Raw genomic sequence first — 16,532 nt, 5'->3', positions numbered from 1 at the left:
GAACAAACCTGCTGCCGATTTTGGCGGCAACGAATGATATTTTAGCATATTGATGGGGTTGTTTCAAGTATTCCATTCTCGAAAGAATGGTGGAGCCAAGCGGGATCGAACCGCTGACCTCCTGCTTGCAAGGCAGGCGCTCTCCCAGCTGAGCTATGGCCCCATACTTCAAATGAAAGCTCCATCAAAACTGACAACGAGTGAGTGTGATACAGCTTTCGCTGCAGATTTGTCCGTCGCCCTACAGACGACATGGACTCCATAGAAAGGAGGTGATCCAGCCGCACCTTCCGATACGGCTACCTTGTTACGACTTCACCCCAATCATCTACCCCACCTTCGGCGGCTGGCTCCCTTGCGGGTTACCCCACCGACTTCGGGTGTTGTAAACTCTCGTGGTGTGACGGGCGGTGTGTACAAGACCCGGGAACGTATTCACCGCGGCATGCTGATCCGCGATTACTAGCAATTCCGACTTCATGCAGGCGAGTTGCAGCCTGCAATCCGAACTGAGACCGGCTTATAAAGATTCGCTCCACCTCGCGGTTTCGCTTCTCGTTGTACCGGCCATTGTAGTACGTGTGTAGCCCAGGTCATAAGGGGCATGATGATTTGACGTCATCCCCACCTTCCTCCGGTTTGTCACCGGCAGTCAACTTAGAGTGCCCAACTGAATGCTGGCAACTAAGTTCAAGGGTTGCGCTCGTTGCGGGACTTAACCCAACATCTCACGACACGAGCTGACGACAACCATGCACCACCTGTCTCCTCTGTCCCGAAGGCCTACGATATCTCTACCGTATTCAGAGGGATGTCAAGACCTGGTAAGGTTCTTCGCGTTGCTTCGAATTAAACCACATACTCCACTGCTTGTGCGGGTCCCCGTCAATTCCTTTGAGTTTCACTCTTGCGAGCGTACTCCCCAGGCGGAGTGCTTATTGTGTTTACTTCGGCACCGAGGAATCGAATCCCCGACACCTAGCACTCATCGTTTACGGCGTGGACTACCAGGGTATCTAATCCTGTTTGCTCCCCACGCTTTCGCGCCTCAGCGTCAGTTACAGTCCAGAAAGCCGCCTTCGCCACTGGTGTTCCTCCACATCTCTACGCATTTCACCGCTACACGTGGAATTCCGCTTTCCTCTCCTGCACTCAAGCCACCCAGTTTTCGGTGCGAACCGGGGTTGAGCCCCGGGCTTAAACACCAAACTTAAGTAGCCGCCTGCGCGCGCTTTACGCCCAATAATTCCGGACAACGCTTGCCCCCTACGTATTACCGCGGCTGCTGGCACGTAGTTAGCCGGGGCTTTCTTCTCAAGTACCGTCACCCTCAGAGCAGTTACTCTCCGAGGCGTTCTTCCTTGGCAACAGAGCTTTACGATCCGAAAACCTTCATCACTCACGCGGCGTTGCTCCGTCAGACTTGCGTCCATTGCGGAAGATTCCCTACTGCTGCCTCCCGTAGGAGTCTGGGCCGTGTCTCAGTCCCAGTGTGGCCGATCACCCTCTCAGGTCGGCTACGCATCGTCGCCTTGGTGAGCCGTTACCTCACCAACTAGCTAATGCGCCGCAGGCCCATCTGTAAGCCACAGCTTGCGCCGTGTTTCTTGATCTCCCCATGCGGAGAAACCAGCTATTCGGTCTTAGCTACCGTTTCCGGTAGTTATCCCGATCTTACAGGCAGGTTGCCTACGTGTTACTCACCCGTCCGCCGCTAACTTATCCCGAAGGATAAATCCGCTCGACTTGCATGTATTAGGCACGCCGCCAGCGTTCGTCCTGAGCCAGGATCAAACTCTCCATTAAAGAAAAGCTGATTGAAAAGCTCATTGCCATGCTGGCGAGAATCAATTGATTCTCTATTTAAAGCACTCACTCGTTGTTCAGTTTTCAAAGAGCTTTCGTCACTGTTACTTTTTGTCGTGACAAGAATATATCTTATCATTTTTCGACGGGCTTTGCAACAGTTTTTTATTTCCATCTCCGTTGTCACTTACCGAAAGTTTTCGATTAGCTTTTGCGGCGACAAGCAATAATGTACCATAAACCAAGGAGCTATTGCAACAATTATTTTTTCTAGAGATACATGAGCTCCAAATTGGCTTCATTCCAACGCCAAACGGGACCACAGATCTTCGCATGATATCCTCCCCGCCCCTCTGAAGCCATTGCTCCACCGTACTCGGGCGGCCGGACTTCCTCCACCTCAATGGTAACATTTGCGCGTTAGCAGGTCGCCAAGCTTAGCCCAAAACTACACATCGCCTATCCCAATTCACCCGGAAACGATTCTAGAGAACGAAGTTTAGTGAAATCGCTCCCCGATCTCTTACAGCGAATCATTGAAGCAAATAAACTAATCGAAGAGAGCATGCTCGAACCATAGCACAACACTCATGCTCACAGAACTGTTCCAGAGCCGTCTCCTATTCCTGCATATACCCTTTGAATCAAACCGTTTGGAACTCCTTTATCGGCAAAATAATACCGTCTCGCAACCGAATCCAATGGGCCGTGAATAAAATGGAAATAGATCCTTTCATATAGTACCTCGCACCACATCAAAATATCCACTCAGGCACAGCCACTTTTAGCCGTTCGGCAAAGCAGTCCCCATTCACGATATGCGGTCTAACCAATCCTCCTTTGAAAAAATACAAAAACCGCCGGACAAAACCATATTCCGGCGGTTGAATAGTATAAATGAGATAACCCGGTTTATGCTTCACTCAGCATACGCTTCAGTTCTTCTTCGTCTTCAATAGTACGTATGCCCAGCTCCTGCGCCTTAGTCAGCTTGCTTCCTGCGCTTTCTCCTGCGATGACGATATCTGTCTTCTTGGAGACGCTCCCCGTCACCTTGGCGCCCATCTTCTCCAGCTTCTTGGCCGCATCGTCGCGGCTCATGGAAGACAGCGTGCCCGTAAGCACAACCGTTTTGCCGAAGAATGGGTTATCCTGGACTACAGCAGCAGGCGCTTCCTCGCTTACCGGCTTCACGCCGGACGCAAGCAATCGTTCAATGCTGCGCTGCATGGCAGGATCCTGGAAAAAGCTGACGATGCTCTCCGCAACAATCCCTCCGATATCCGGCAAGGTGACCAGCTCTTCGGTTGTTGCCTGCATGAGCTTATCCAGACTGCGGTAATGATCCGCCAGCTCCTTGGTCGTTGTTTTCCCTGTGTTTGGAATGCCGAGGCCGTATAGAAAGGAGGCCAGATCCGGCTGCTTGCTTTTCTCTAACGATGCAATAAGGTTCTCTGCCTTCTTCTTGCCGAATCGTTCCAGCTCAATCAAGTCATCGAACGCTAAATAGTAAAGATCGGAAGGGTCCCGAACACCCAGCGTGTCATAGAGCTGTTCCGCCGTTTTTTCGCTGAAGGTCTCAATGTCCATCGCGTCGCGGGACGCGAAATGGGCAATGCGACCCACAAGCTGCGGGCGGCAGTCGAGGCGATTCGTACAGAACAAATGCGGTCCCTTCTTCTCAAGACCATGTCCGCAGGAAGGGCAGGCATCCGGAGCAACAATTTCCTCGCCGTCAGCCTCCTCCGTCACTTTTCCGAGGATTTCGGGAATAACGTCATTGGAGCGCCGGATATACACGAGGCTTCCCAAACCGTGCTTTAAATTTTTGCGTTCAATATCCTCTATATTGTTGAGCGTGCAGTTCTGCACCGTCACGCCTCCGATGTCCACCGGTTCGACACGGGCCAAAGGAGTCACTTTACCGGTTCGGCCTACATTCCATGTAACGCCGAGCAGCTTGGTCACCGCTCCTTCCGCTTCGAATTTGTAAGCAACCGCCCAACGAGGGAATTTATCCGTATAGCCGAGGATCTCGCGCGTGCGCATATCGTTAATTTTGACCACTAGCCCATCGATCAAAAAATCCAGCGTGCCGCGCATCGCTACGAGCTTTTCGAGCTCCTCTTCCACCACATCGATACTGTCCAGAAACTTTATCATCGGACTGACCTTAAACTGATTATCGCGCAAAAAGGCAACCATCTCCTGATGGTCCCGGAACTTCAACGAATCGGAGTAACCCACATTATAAAAATAAGCGTTCAGCTTGCGCTCCGCTGTCACCTTAGGATTCAGGTTGCGAAGCGCTCCCGCTGCGGCATTACGTGCGTTTTTGAGCGGCTCTGCGGCTGTCCGGTTATAGGCATCAAGTACGGACAGGTTCATGATGCCTTCACCCTGTACCTCCATAACTCCCTCCTGATACGGAATGCGCAGCGGAATGGACTTGATTGTCTTCACCTGAGCCAGAATACCTTCACCTAAGACTCCGTTGCCTCGTGTGGCCGCCTGTACAAGCTCGCCGTGGTCATAGGTCAGGTTCAAGGTCAAGCCATCGAATTTGAGCTCCACGACAAAAGAAAGCGGCGGCAGCAGGTTATCCGGATGCTGTGCGTTGTATTGGTCTACGAGTTTTTGGGCACGTTGATACCATGCCATCAAATCGTCATGATTTTGTGCTTTGTCGAGGCTCCACAGTCTGGAGAGGTGGCGATGAGGTTCGAAGCCTTTGAGCAGCTCGCCTCCCACCCGCTGCGTCGGCGAATGCGGCAGCACCGTCCCGGTCTCCGCCTCCAACTCGATCAGCTTCGCATAAAGCGCATCATACTCGGTATCGCTGATGGAAGGCTGATCTATCGTATAGTATAAGTAGTTATGCTTATTGATTTCTTCGATGAGGGCTTGCATGGTTTCCATAGCGTCCAGCATGATCACTTCGTCCTCTCCTAGCTCTATTCACTTGGTTTGGTAATCGGGGCAAACTTGGCAAGCAGCCGCTTAACACCCACTGGGGCAGGGAAAGCGATCTGCAGCTCGGTGTCATCGCCCGAGCCTTTAATAGCGACGACAACGCCGGTACCCCATTTGCCGTGCGAGACTTTGTCGCCCATGGCAAAGTCAACCGGCGGCTTCGACGCGGAGGCCGCAGTGCCAGCCGCCGCTCCTCCAGCGGCTGGCGTACTGCCACCGCGGAAACTCACGGGCGCTCGACCCGCTGCCGGCGTGCCGCCAAAGGCTCCGGCGCTGCCGAAGCGGCGTTCGCTGCCGCGGCTGATCCCGCCGCCTACGCGTACCGCCTCTACGAGCTCCTGAGGAAGCTCGCTCAAGAAGCGTGACGGCGCGTTCACCGACGTGCGTCCGAACAATGTACGCATCCGGGCGCACGTCAGGAACAGTTCCTCCTCGGCACGGGTGATGCCGACATAGGCCAGACGTCGCTCCTCCTCAAGCTCCTCGTTGTCCATCAGCGTCCGGCTATGCGGGAACACGCCTTCCTCCAAACCGACGATAAACACGACCGGGAACTCGAGTCCCTTGGCGCTGTGCATCGTCATGAGTACAACGCCCTGCTTGGCCGCTTCGGGATCGGGGTCGTTATTCATCGAATCAATATCGGCGATCAGCGCAAGATCCGTGAGGAACGAAATGAGCGACTTATCGTCGTTTCGTTTCTCGAATTCCATCGTTACGGACAGGAACTCGTCAATGTTCTCTAAGCGGGCTTGAGATTCAAGCGTGTTTTCCCGCTTCAGCTCATCGCGGTAGTGCGTCATCTCAAGCACCTTCTCGGTCAGCTCCGTCACCGATAAATAATCGACCATCCGGTACAAATTCTCGATCATTTCGCGGAAATCCGAGAGCGCATTCCGCGCTTTGGCGCCAATCTCCATGCTATCCACATTCTCCAGCATGGCGAACATTGATACGCCAAACCGACCTGCCGCTGCAGCCAGCTTGTCCACTGTGGTGTCTCCGATACCCCGCTTCGGCACATTCACGACCCGCGCGAAGCTGATATCGTCATCCGGATTAGAAATCAGGCGCAAATAGGCCAAAATATCTTTAATCTCTTTGCGGTCATAGAACTTGATGCCGCCAACGATCTGGTACGGAACATCCGACTTGATCAGTATTTCCTCGATGACCCGGGACTGCGCGTTCGTGCGATACAGTATCGCGTGATCGCTGTATTTACGGCCCTGCTCGATATGCTTACGGATTTCTCCCGTAATATAGTAACCTTCCTCATGCTCGGAATCCGCCTGATACAGCCGGATTTTGTTCCCTCCGCTTTTGTCGGTCCACAGGTTTTTCGGTTTCCGTCCGACATTGTTGGCGATCACTTTATTCGCCGCGTCCAGAATCGTTGAGGTCGAACGGTAATTTTGCTCGAGCAGAATGGTCGTGGCTTTCGGATAGTCCTTCTCGAAATCGAGAATATTGCTGATATCCGCTCCGCGCCAACGGTAAATCGACTGGTCGCTGTCCCCGACGACACAGATGCGCTGATGCTTGCCCGCAAGCAGGCGGCACAGCATATACTGCGCCCGGTTCGTATCCTGGTATTCGTCCACGTGAATATATTGGAACTTGTTCTGGTAAAAATCGAGCACCTCGGGCATCTGCTGGAACAGTTCGATCGTCTTCATGATCAAATCGTCGAAATCTAGCGAGTTGTTGCTTCTGAGCTTCTTCTGGTAGAGCGAATATACCTTGGCTACGATCCCATCGAAATAATCGCCGATCTTCTGCTCAACCTTCTCCGGCGTCAGCAACTCGTTCTTAGCGTTACCCATCGCCGCTTGCACGGCCTTCGGCTCGAACTTCTTCGAATCGATATTCAGCTCCTTCATGCAGTTCTTGATGACGGAAAGCTGATCGCCCGAGTCGAGAATAGTAAAATTCGATGTAAAACCGATTCTTGAAATATCCTTGCGCAGAATGCGGACGCACATCGAGTGAAAGGTCGATACCCAAATATCCTGCCCCTGCGGCCCAACCAGCGCGCTAACGCGCTCCTGCATTTCCCGAGCCGCCTTATTCGTGAACGTGATGGCCAGGATGCTCCAAGGAGCCGCTTTCCGCGTCGCAATCAGATAAGCGATTCGGTGCGTCAATACGCGGGTTTTGCCGCTTCCCGCTCCGGCCATGATCAACAGAGGACCGTCCACCGCCTCGACGGCGCGCCTCTGCTGAGGATTCAGTTTTTCAACAGCTTTGAAAATATCTATCGCTTGATTCATCATTTGTTCTTATTCCCTTTCTGCAGCTTTTCAATTACGTACAGCTTCGACCGTAGCAAGAGCATGCTCCAAATTCTCATACACGGCATTGCCTACTACAATCGTGTGAGCCGCCTCAGCCGCTTGCCGAGCTTTCTCCGGACCGTCGATGCCGCCGCCGTAGAACAGCCGTGCCTCACCCAACAGATTGCGGACTCTGCTTACCAGTGCCATATCGCCAAACACTCCGCTGTATTCCAAATACACAATCGGGCAGCGGAACAGCCGCTCGCCCATACGTGCGTAAGCTTCAACGTCTTTGGTGCTAAGCTGGGTATTGGCTTCTGTTAGCTTGGCTGCGGTAGCATGTTCATTCAATATAATATAGCCCTCAGTCACGATATGCTGCCAATCGAGAATAGCCCCATATTCCTTTAGCGCCTGATGATGCCGCCCGACAATCCACTGGGTGTCACCTGCGTTCAGTACAATGGGAATCATAAACAGGTCAAACCCCGGTACAATCGCCTCTTGATCGGACACCTCCAGCACGCAGGGCACTTCATAGCGCCGAATGCGAGCCAAAAGATCGACAGTATTGTCAAACGTGATGCCGGTAGAACCTCCAACCATGACGGCATCGGTTCCGGACAGACATACGCGCTCCAAAGCCTCATCCGACAGCTCCCGGTCCGGGTCCAGCTTAAAAACATGCTTCCATTGTTCCATACGCAAATGCAAGGCAATGCCTCCTGTTCATGTAAAAAAGGCCGAAGCGCATTCCCGAAAACCGGGATACGCATTCACTATCAGCTTGTCTAAAATCAAGTCTATGCTACCCCGAAGGAAGTGTCAATTGCGGGAAGCCAAGAGAAAATATCATCTATTATATCACATTCCTTAGACAACATAGGAATATAAGTTCTCATGTAAACAAAAAGACAGAGCACCCCTCTAGGGATGCTCTGCGATCAAGCACGGACTAAGTCCGTACCTAAGAGCGCGTCTGAAATTCCGTCACGATCAGACGGTCTCCCTGCACACGGTAAGCAGATTCATGCTGCATGACGGACTCAGAGTATTCGAATTGGGTCTTGCCAGTTAATAAAACCTTATATTGATCTGGAGCAGGCTGCGTCTTTTTCAGCTCATACTCCCTCCATTCGCTTCTCAGACCCAACATCGCTTTGGTGCTGTTGGCCTGATAGGTGCCCAGTGTATAGTCATGCCGAAAAAAGTAATCGATCATCCGCTGTGCCATCTCCGGCGTATACACCTGCTCCAAATGCCTCCGCATTTCCCCCATCGCATGCCTGTCCATTTCTCCCGTTAGCGGAGAAGAAAGCACTTGATGCGTCCATGCGTCCACCTGCCGGATCCAGGCAATAATTTGCTCGTCGGATTGGTTCATAATCTCCTTGCTCATCGGCGGCGGCGTGATTTGGCTGAACGTTTGTATCAGCTGCTCCCTGCCCACGGTTTTTTGCAGCGACTTCATATCGGTAGCGTTGCGATCCCTTTGCGTCTGACAACCGGCAAGCAGCCCGGTAATCAGAACCAGAGTCAACCATAGTCTCATCAGACGAAGCCCCTCCTGCTGTGGCGTTTTCTCGTATTATGGTTCAAAAACGAAAAAATATACCACAGCTAACACCCACGGGCTTATTGGAGGACGCGACCTGAGAAGCCCTTCTCCATGAGGTCAACATCCATCTCCTGGTATGGGATGCTGTAAACAGCTGCCCTGTTGATATCAGACTCCGAAGTAAATGCCTCGGCAGTCTGACCCTTCTCGAGCCAAGACGACCTTCAACTGATCCTTCGCTTCCTTGTCCGCCAGAACCTTTTCGGAGAAGCTAAACGTATCCGGGAAATGCTCCATCTTTTTATTCTCATTATCCTTATAAAACACATACAGCGTATATGATGCCGTCAAAATGACTCCGCTCGTCGCGGCGACCAGAACCAGCGTGCGCGTATTGGTCCTTCATCTTACAATTGAGCTGGACAGAGCGATCAAATTCATATGCTTATAGTAGAAGCTTTTGCGTTGCTGAGTCTGCGAGCGCCGCCACGTGGCCTAGGTAAACAGAAAGTAAGTGCTTCAGCAGCCTATGAACAGAAGTATAAAAGGAAGCAGCCCCCTGAGCCATCGATTCACCTTACACCCGCTCCACCGTACCCTTAAACCATCATCTTGGGCTTACGAGCCCGTCATGCAGCGTGACTCCTGCAGGAAAATGGAGCCTGACCGTCGTTCCTTCGCCAAGCCTTGATTCGATTTCCAAACGATGCCCTAGCCGACGGCATACTTCCTTTGCAATGTACAAGCCCATCCCCGTAGACTCCGTCAGCAGACGCCCATTCCCTCCCGTGAAAAAAGGGTCGAATACCCGAGGCAAATCCTGTTCGGCTATGCCGATGCCTTCGTCCGCGAAAATGGCATAGCAGCCTTTTGCATCTTTGGTCAGTGTGATGATAAGCTCTTTGTTTTCTGATTCTTTTACTTTGGAATACTTAATGGCGTTGGACACAATCTGATGAACGATAACGCTGAGCCATTTTTCATCCGTGTCCACATAACACACTTCGTGACTGGCGATAAGCTTAGGAAAAATTCGGTAGCGGATGCACGCCTTTTTGCGCTCACTAACGACGTTACGGACCACCTTCAATAAATCAACCTTTTGCACGCACACGTCGACTTCAAATTTCTCCAACCTGGCGGCGTTCAGCATCATATCTAGACCCTGCATGAGCTTCTCGTTCTCCTCTTGAATACTCTCCAGCATATCGGAGGATGGTGCGCTCTCTTTCAACAAGGGGGATTGCCGGGTGAGCAGACTGATGACGGAAACCGGTGTTTTCATTTGATGCACCCACTTCCGGACGAACGTCTGATGCTGATCCTGCATGGATCTGTACACTTCCAAGCGGTCGACATGCGTACAGTAAAGCTCCCTTACAAGGTCCTGCATATAACGCTGCTCTCGGGTGGCGCCGGCCGGTAAGGTCAGCAGCGCTTCCATGTCGATCCCCTCGCGAGGATTGTCCGGATCGCTCTTTAATGCGTTCAGCTGATTCCAGTATCCGCGCTGACGCATGTAGTCCAAGGTCAGAAACACGGAAACTCCAACAACAGAAAGAACGCCTATATAAATCAGATTCCCACGGGTGAGCGATAGCCCTTGTCCATGCAGATCCAGTTCGATGACAGCGGCAACTAACAACAGGCTCACCAAATAAATAGAGATCATACCGATACGATCAGCTAAGTACAAGCGAAAATTCATGACTCCTCCCTCCACTTCGTGCGTAAACGATACCCTTGTCCGCGGACGGCCTCAATAGCACCGAAAGCTCAATCTCCTCCAGCTCCTTACGAACGCCAGTCACATTAACAGTTGCAGTTGGTGTATTATCGTCGACGAAGTCTACATCGTCCCAAAGCGTCTCCGGCAGTCACTTCGATTCGGGGTGCAGCAGCTCATTACGTGTCAGGTCCACCTTACGGTTCTGCCGTACCCAATGGGTGGTCATGGAAATATTATACCTTTTTCACTGTCGAAGGTGAACTGGGTTAGGAGGAAGAGCGTCCGCGATGAGTAAAAAGAAGGAACCCGGCTTATGCGAACTGTGCGGTCGCAAAGATGTGGAAACGACGAGACATCACCTGACGCCAAAAGAGAAGGGAGGAACATTCCTGCCTACGGCGAACCTGTGCGTTGCTTGCTTGCCATAAGCAGATTCATGCGCTCTTTACGAACACGGATCTGAAGACAGGACTAAACACGTTTGAAGCGCTGAGAGAGAATGAAGAGATGGTCAAGTTTTTACGCTAGATCCGCAAGCAGCCGGGGACCCCACTGCCGAGAATCCGGAAATCGCAGCATGTGCAAGGACGAAGGCAAGGGAATTAAAAAGCCCTGCACTCCTTCTTTTATCTGTGAAGGTATACAGGGCATCGATGATCTTACATCATGTACTTGCTGTTATGTGACGTCCCGCTGGGACGGGCGCTAGAGGACGATACCCCGGACGAGGAATAACTTTGATCCTGCTGGGTCTTGGAGCTGTAAGGCTCCTGCAATCCGCCGCTGCTGAATTTATTGCTCGTATAGTCCTGTGTCGATTTGGCTGAAAAATCACTTTGGCTGTCCGTTCCGGATAACGAGGACTTCAGATTGTAATCACTGTCCTGCGTATCGACGGTGGAGGAGCTGAAGCCGTGGCTCGACTGAATGCCTTGGCTGATGCCAGACGCACCCGACGAACCGTATCCTTGGTTCGGATAGGAGCTGAAACCGCCGCCCGTACCGTAAAAGGAAGCCGCTGAAGCAGGTTGGCCTTGGCTTCCGTATCCGGTCTGGTAAGACCCCGTCTGCTGGAACGGCTGATTGGACGGATAGGATTGCTGCTGCATCTGCTGTTGTTGGGCATTCGCGCTTGCATATTCGCTTTGAATGGACCGCTGGACAAGCAGCTGCAGCTGCTCCGCTCTACGGATTTGCTGCTGCAGCTCCTGCTGCACCTCGTGCTGGGCGGCCATAGAGATCGAACCGTAACCATTGATTTGGCTCAAGGCGTCAAATAGCTCCGCTTGATCCTGCAGCGTTTTTTGCGTTAGGTTCGCGAACGTTTGGCGGATCGCCGGATGAGTCGCTTCGAGTGCGGCCGTAGTGTATTCGCGAGCGGCGCGCTTGAGCTCGGACAAAACGAGATTAGCCGTATCCTGCTCATTCAGATGATAAGGCTGGGCTTGTGTTCCGGTTTGCTGGGAATTCATAACGTTTTGTTGGTACATATGAACACACCTCCTATGTAGATCTATTGAGTCATCTGCGTATGCTGTTGCAGCGTCCGGAGCAATTGATCCGCGTTTTGCAAACGGTCCTGAGCCATTTGCGCCAGCTTCTGCTTCAGCTGTGGGGTTTGGCTTTCCGCCACACCTTGCACCGCAATTTTGGCAATCAGCTCTTCGTTCTTCAATCCATCCGAAATATAAGCCAGTTCCTTGGAAGTGACCGTATTCATGCCCTGCTGTTGTTGTCCCGTAAACATTGGAATTCCTCCTTTCATCATTGACAAAAGTAGGGTTTCCTCGTCTATGGGAAATTATGTATGGTTGGGCCGCATATTTTATTTATTCTGATCAATCTGCACAGGCTAAAATCTCTTAGGAAGAAAAAACACCGCGCAGCTTTTAACCGAATAACGCCGGTCATGCTGCACGGTGTTCCTTTACTTTTGCTCCGCCGGCGATTCTTTGTCTTTGTCCGCCAGCTCTTGAATCGCCGCTGCGGGAATGGCAAAAGCCCATTCGCCGCCCTGCTTCGAAATCCAGACGTTGTCGCCTTCCACTTTGCCCGTATACGCGGTTGTCGTTTCTTTTCCGTCCGAACCCGCCGTTTGGATCTCGATCCGCAGCTCCGGCTGATCGAGACCTTTCACCTCGGCTGCCGGCTTTGCCAGCTGCTCTGTGGAAAGTAACGCCGCTTTATCAAGGTAACCGCTGGCATCTACGCCTTTGACTTCTTGATCCCCGAGCTTCCAGCTGGCTTCATATGACGGTTTGTCCGGCTCCGACTTGGTCAGTGTCCACTTTCGGCCCTTCCAATCGACACTCAAAGCACGAACTTGCTCATAGTCCATCTGAATCGGGCTTTTTTCCATAAAATCCATCTGCTGCTTTGCCAAAGCCGTCAGATGGGACTCGCTGATCTGAAATACTTCCGGCGAGCCGCTGAACTTGGCGTAGTAAAAGCCCTGCACTGCCACCGGGCCGCCCACGAACAGCGAATGCGTCGTGCCGTCCGCAAGCTTCATGCTGAACTCCTGCGCCGGTAGGTTCAAGCCGAATTGGGCAAGATCGGATGGATTCTCGTCGACCGTTTTATCCTTCCTCACCGCGTTAAAGGCATCGATCCAACCCATTTGTTGAGCTTCGTTCAGCGGAACCGCGGATGGCTTGGTCATCGTCCACAGCCCGTCTTTTTGCTGTAATTCGATGACCGCATCCCCTTTGTTGATCGTATAGCCTACTACTTCTTGTTTATTCACGGTCACCAGAGCCGGAGCTTCCGGAAGTTTCTCCTGAAAAAAATCTTTGCTCGACGCAAACCAGAAGCCCCCGATGCACAAGATCACCAAGATCATCGTAGGGATCAGCCTTTTCATCCTTGTCTCCTCCTCCACCAAATCGCTCCGCCGAACATCAGGAAGAGTAACGGGAAGAGCAGCACTGTTCCGTAGAAAATCAGATTCGCCTGCCCAGCGGTCACAAGCGCTGTTTGAAAGGCATCTCCCTGACGCGGGCGTATCGTGACCTGATTCGTCTGCTCCTGCAGCCAAGCAACGCTGTTGAGCGCGAAATCACGGTTGCCCTGCTGCGAAATCACCCGATCCACGAACAACGTCGAACCACCTAGAACGACTGCTTTCGGCTTCCCATCCTTGTCCTCAACAACGTAGCCCAAATTTAGCGGACCCTGGATATCGGTCTGATCTTTGCTGCTTTGACTGCTTTCCGCGAGCCGCGTTAGGTCCGTTTCACCATAGGCTGCATCCGTCGTTCTAAGAATGGGAGTCGGCGTATAATTCTCGTTGGGCTGGTCCACATTCAGTGTCACGGCGAGCGTCATCATGGTGAGCAGGTTGTACTCCCCAAGCTTTTGGGTAATGGGGTGCTCTCCATACTCCGGAATGATCGTCAGCGGATCGTACAGCATGCTTTGCTTCGGCTCGATAGCCACGGCATGCTGGTCTTTAATTCCGTAGGCCGACATGAGGCTGTCGATATTTTTCCACTGGGAGGCCATATTTTGGTTAAACCCAAGCGCTAAATACAGCTTGCCCTCACCGCCCAGGTACGTCCTGATCAGCTCGGCTTCCTGATCGCTGATATCGTTCTCAGGCCCGATAATAAACAGAGCCTCAGCATCATCCGGAATTTTGCCCTCGCGCAGCAGATTAAGATCCTCCACCTCATAGTTCTCGCTTTCAAGCCCGCTGCGCCACGTATTCATCTGATCCAAAGGAATTTCATTATGCCCGGATAGAAAATAAGCTTTACGTTTCTCGGTGCTGTTTAGGTTTACAAGCGCCTGGGTCAGCTTCTCCTCGCCGCTAAACTGATAATCCCCCTGCTGCTGTCCAGGAAGGAACATATCGTAATAATAGATCGTGTTTTTCTGCGTACCGCTTTCCACCACCAGCGTTCCCGACGGGTCTACTTCATACTGCTGGGCTACAGCCGGCTGTTTGACGATATCGTATTCGTCGAAGGTGATTTTGCCGCTGCGTTTCTTATACTCCTGCACGAGCTCGACCACCTGGCGTTTAATGTAAGGATCGGTCTGGTCGCTTGTCAGCGAGACGATCCGCACATCCTGATCCAGTGCCCCCAGCGCTTGCGTCGTCTGTTCCGACAGCGTGAATTTTTTATTCTTCGTAAGATCGAGCTGCATGCCTTTCATCGAGTTCAAAAATATCGTCAGCACGATGAAAATGCCGATCACGGCGAGCGACAGCACGACCGCGTTTGTTCCGCGTATCCACTTGTTCACTTTGGCTTTCCCCCTTCTGCTTGGCGCGTGGCCCGCGCTTCAAGCGATTGTCGTTTATCTCCAGCGTTTGCGCTCCAGCACTTGAATACTGAGCAACACGAACACCGCACTCAGAGTGACATAGAAGAGCACATCGGCAAAATCGAGCACGCCCTTCTGCAGGTCGAGCGAACGGCCGACAATCGAGAACATGCCGAGAAAATCTTTGATTTTTCCGCCCACGGTATCTCCGAGCCATTCAATCGTCCAGAACACGAGCAGTATCGCAAACGCGATGATGCCCGACACCATCTGGTGCGCTGTCAGCGAAGAAGCGAATAAACCGATCGCCATCATGGCTGCTCCCATCAGGAACATCGATAGGTAGGACAACCACAGCGCCGGTATCTCCAACGTCCCATAAGCGCTCAGAATGAGCGGATAAATCAAGCTGCCGATGACAAGCAATAACTGAACGATCATCGCGGCGACATATTTGCCCACAACGATTTCTGTAAGGCTGGCGGGTGATGTAAGCAGCAGCTCATCGGTCCCCTGCCGCAGTTCATCGGAAATCAGCCGCATCGTCAGTAATGGAATAATAAACAGGAACACGAATGTGATGTTCCCCACCACCGGCCGGATATCGACGATATACGGGGGATAAAGAAAATTAGCGCTAAAAAAATAACCGGTAATAAGGAAAAAGAAAGCAAAAGCCGCATACGCCGTCGGCGAATAAAAATACATCTGCAGCTCTTTTTTGGCCATTGCCCAAGCTCTACGCATCCGCAATCACCTCCTCCGAAGACGCTTCGCTTCCGGCTTGCCCGTCCAGCGCTTCACTTGTCGTCAGCTTCAGGAAGATGTCCTCCAGGCTAAGACTTTCCTTCTTCATGGATAGAATCGGGTACCTGCGTTCGGCCATCCGGTAGAACAGCACCTCACGAATGTCTTCATGAGCCGCCGCAGAGACAAGCACCTTCACCGTCTCAGCCGGACTGGCCGTCACAGAAGATACTGTATCCTCATCCACGACAGCCGTTTTCGGCTCCGTTACACCCGCTTCGCCGTCCAGTTCCCGCACATCCGTCACACCGGGCAGGCCGCGCAATTCCGTAAGCACCGCCTCACGAGGGCCCTTCACCTCAAGCGATACCTCGAAGGCCTCGCCCATCGTGTGTGCCAGCCGATCTGGCTGTCCATCCAGTACAATGCGCCCTTGATTAATGATTAGCACGCGATTGCACAGTGTATTGATCTCAGGCAGAATATGCGTGCTGAGCAGCACGGTATGATTCTCGCCCAGCTCCCGGATCAACTGGCGGATCTCGATAATTTGTTTGGGGTCTAAGCCTGACGTCGGTTCATCCAGCACTAACAGGTCGGGTTGGTGAAGGATAGCCTGCGCCAGACCGACCCGCTGCTTGTACCCTTTGGACAGGCTGCGGATAATTTGCCTTTCGCGTCCTTGCAAGCCGAGCCGCTCCACCACCTCGCCGAGCCGGCGCTTCTGCTCCTTTGCCGGAATACCGCGTAAATCGGCGATGAACTGCAAATAAGCCCTGACCGTCATCTCGGGATACAGCGGCGGCGTCTCCGGCAAATATCCGATTTTCTGCCGCGCTTTTTTCGGATGGTCCGTCATAGACAAGCCATCAATCGTAATCGTGCCTTGCGTCGGATTCAGGTAGCCCGTGATCATTCGCATGGTTGTCGTTTTGCCGGCGCCGTTCGGCCCGAGAAAACCGACGATCTCGCCGCGGCTCATAGAGAAATCTACGCTTTGGACCCCTCTCTGGTTCTCGTACCATTTGCTGACCTGTTTTACCTCGAGCATGTCAAAACCTCCCGTCGTAGCCACATTTTTCACTATACAGCCATTCCCATCTTTGCTATGTCTTAACCATCCACAATATACTAGCGAAGGCATAAAACGACCTTAACCAAAGCTGAA

At 52.3% G+C, this 16,532-nt stretch carries 12 protein-coding genes, 1 tRNA gene, 1 rRNA gene and 2 pseudogenes; 1 reads left to right on the top strand and 15 read right to left on the bottom strand.

Annotated elements, in window-relative coordinates; translation table 11 throughout:
* Positions 1–87: 87 nt before the first annotated feature.
* From JOE45_RS17015 to JOE45_RS23610, 9 genes and pseudogenes are all read right to left on the bottom strand, one after another.
* A tRNA-Ala gene (locus JOE45_RS17015) sits at positions 88–163 on the bottom strand.
* Positions 164–265: 102 nt separating this feature from the next.
* Positions 266–1,806 (bottom strand): 16S ribosomal RNA (locus JOE45_RS17010).
* 912 nt (positions 1,807–2,718) lie between these two features.
* Positions 2,719–4,737, bottom strand: a complete 2,019-nt coding sequence (gene ligA, locus JOE45_RS17005) for an NAD-dependent DNA ligase LigA (RefSeq protein ID WP_210023601.1) — start codon at positions 4,735–4,737, stop codon at positions 2,719–2,721.
* Between the two features lie 23 nt (positions 4,738–4,760).
* Positions 4,761–7,055 (bottom strand): DNA helicase PcrA, encoded by a 2,295-nt coding sequence (pcrA, locus tag JOE45_RS17000; protein ID WP_210023176.1) that lies wholly within the window; start codon positions 7,053–7,055, stop codon positions 4,761–4,763.
* A gap of 27 nt (positions 7,056–7,082) precedes the next feature.
* The gene (gene pcrB, locus JOE45_RS16995; protein ID WP_210023602.1) at positions 7,083–7,760 is read right to left on the bottom strand and encodes a heptaprenylglyceryl phosphate synthase; all 678 of its coding nucleotides are present in this window, start codon (positions 7,758–7,760) and stop codon (positions 7,083–7,085) included.
* A 265-nt stretch (positions 7,761–8,025) separates the two neighbouring features.
* The gene (locus tag JOE45_RS16990; protein ID WP_210023177.1) at positions 8,026–8,610 is read right to left on the bottom strand and encodes a hypothetical protein; all 585 of its coding nucleotides are present in this window, start codon (positions 8,608–8,610) and stop codon (positions 8,026–8,028) included.
* Between the two features lie 174 nt (positions 8,611–8,784).
* Positions 8,785–8,967, bottom strand: a complete 183-nt coding sequence (locus JOE45_RS16985) for a hypothetical protein (protein WP_210023178.1) — start codon at positions 8,965–8,967, stop codon at positions 8,785–8,787.
* A gap of 256 nt (positions 8,968–9,223) precedes the next feature.
* On the bottom strand, positions 9,224–10,324 hold the full coding sequence (locus JOE45_RS16980; protein ID WP_210023179.1) for a sensor histidine kinase: 1,101 nt from the start codon (positions 10,322–10,324) through the stop codon (positions 9,224–9,226).
* Positions 10,321–10,493: pseudogene (locus JOE45_RS23610) on the bottom strand (helix-turn-helix domain-containing protein); the annotation flags it as partial. The gene JOE45_RS16980 and the pseudogene JOE45_RS23610, both read right to left, overlap by 4 nt.
* Before the next feature lie 139 nt (positions 10,494–10,632).
* On the opposite strand from JOE45_RS23610, the pseudogene JOE45_RS16975 reads away from it, so the two are divergent.
* Positions 10,633–10,951 (top strand): annotated as a pseudogene (locus tag JOE45_RS16975) (HNH endonuclease).
* Between the two features lie 53 nt (positions 10,952–11,004).
* Here JOE45_RS16975 and JOE45_RS16970 read toward each other — a convergent pair.
* From JOE45_RS16970 to JOE45_RS16945, 6 genes are all read right to left on the bottom strand, one after another.
* Complete coding sequence (locus tag JOE45_RS16970) at positions 11,005–11,835, bottom strand: spore coat protein (protein WP_210023180.1); 831 nt, start codon at positions 11,833–11,835, stop codon at positions 11,005–11,007.
* A gap of 23 nt (positions 11,836–11,858) precedes the next feature.
* Entirely contained in the window at positions 11,859–12,092 is a 234-nt protein-coding gene (locus JOE45_RS16965) for a hypothetical protein (protein WP_210023181.1), read from the bottom strand.
* A gap of 180 nt (positions 12,093–12,272) precedes the next feature.
* Positions 12,273–13,208, bottom strand: a complete 936-nt coding sequence (locus tag JOE45_RS16960; protein ID WP_210023182.1) for a DUF4340 domain-containing protein — start codon at positions 13,206–13,208, stop codon at positions 12,273–12,275.
* Complete coding sequence (locus JOE45_RS16955; protein WP_210023183.1) at positions 13,205–14,596, bottom strand: Gldg family protein; 1,392 nt, start codon at positions 14,594–14,596, stop codon at positions 13,205–13,207. Before JOE45_RS16955 ends, JOE45_RS16960 begins: the two co-directional genes overlap by 4 nt.
* 54 nt (positions 14,597–14,650) lie before the next feature.
* Complete coding sequence (locus JOE45_RS16950; protein ID WP_210023184.1) at positions 14,651–15,364, bottom strand: ABC transporter permease subunit; 714 nt, start codon at positions 15,362–15,364, stop codon at positions 14,651–14,653.
* The gene (locus JOE45_RS16945; RefSeq protein ID WP_210023185.1) at positions 15,357–16,415 is read right to left on the bottom strand and encodes an ABC transporter ATP-binding protein; all 1,059 of its coding nucleotides are present in this window, start codon (positions 16,413–16,415) and stop codon (positions 15,357–15,359) included. Before JOE45_RS16945 ends, JOE45_RS16950 begins: the two co-directional genes overlap by 8 nt.
* Positions 16,416–16,532 lie beyond the last annotated feature (117 nt).

Source organism: Paenibacillus sp. PvR098 (assembly GCF_017833255.1).
Lineage (GTDB): Bacteria > Bacillota > Bacilli > Paenibacillales > NBRC-103111 > Paenibacillus_G.
Note: the sequence above shows the minus strand (reverse complement) of the source record. Positions and strands in the feature narration are given on the sequence as shown.

Excerpts from the sequence above, each read along its gene's own strand:
- ligA (WP_210023601.1), bottom strand. The coding sequence starts at position 4,737 with ATGCTGGACGCTATGGAAACCATGCAAGCCCTCATCGAAGAAATCAAT.
- pcrA (WP_210023176.1), bottom strand. The coding sequence starts at position 7,055 with ATGATGAATCAAGCGATAGATATTTTCAAAGCTGTTGAAAAACTGAAT.
- pcrB (WP_210023602.1), bottom strand. The coding sequence starts at position 7,760 with ATGGAACAATGGAAGCATGTTTTTAAGCTGGACCCGGACCGGGAGCTG.
- JOE45_RS16990 (WP_210023177.1), bottom strand. The coding sequence starts at position 8,610 with ATGAGACTATGGTTGACTCTGGTTCTGATTACCGGGCTGCTTGCCGGT.
- JOE45_RS16980 (WP_210023179.1), bottom strand. The coding sequence starts at position 10,324 with ATGAATTTTCGCTTGTACTTAGCTGATCGTATCGGTATGATCTCTATT.
- JOE45_RS16970 (WP_210023180.1), bottom strand. The coding sequence starts at position 11,835 with ATGTACCAACAAAACGTTATGAATTCCCAGCAAACCGGAACACAAGCC.
- JOE45_RS16965 (WP_210023181.1), bottom strand. The coding sequence starts at position 12,092 with ATGTTTACGGGACAACAACAGCAGGGCATGAATACGGTCACTTCCAAG.
- JOE45_RS16960 (WP_210023182.1), bottom strand. The coding sequence starts at position 13,208 with ATGAAAAGGCTGATCCCTACGATGATCTTGGTGATCTTGTGCATCGGG.
- JOE45_RS16950 (WP_210023184.1), bottom strand. The coding sequence starts at position 15,364 with ATGCGTAGAGCTTGGGCAATGGCCAAAAAAGAGCTGCAGATGTATTTT.
- JOE45_RS16945 (WP_210023185.1), bottom strand. The coding sequence starts at position 16,415 with ATGCTCGAGGTAAAACAGGTCAGCAAATGGTACGAGAACCAGAGAGGG.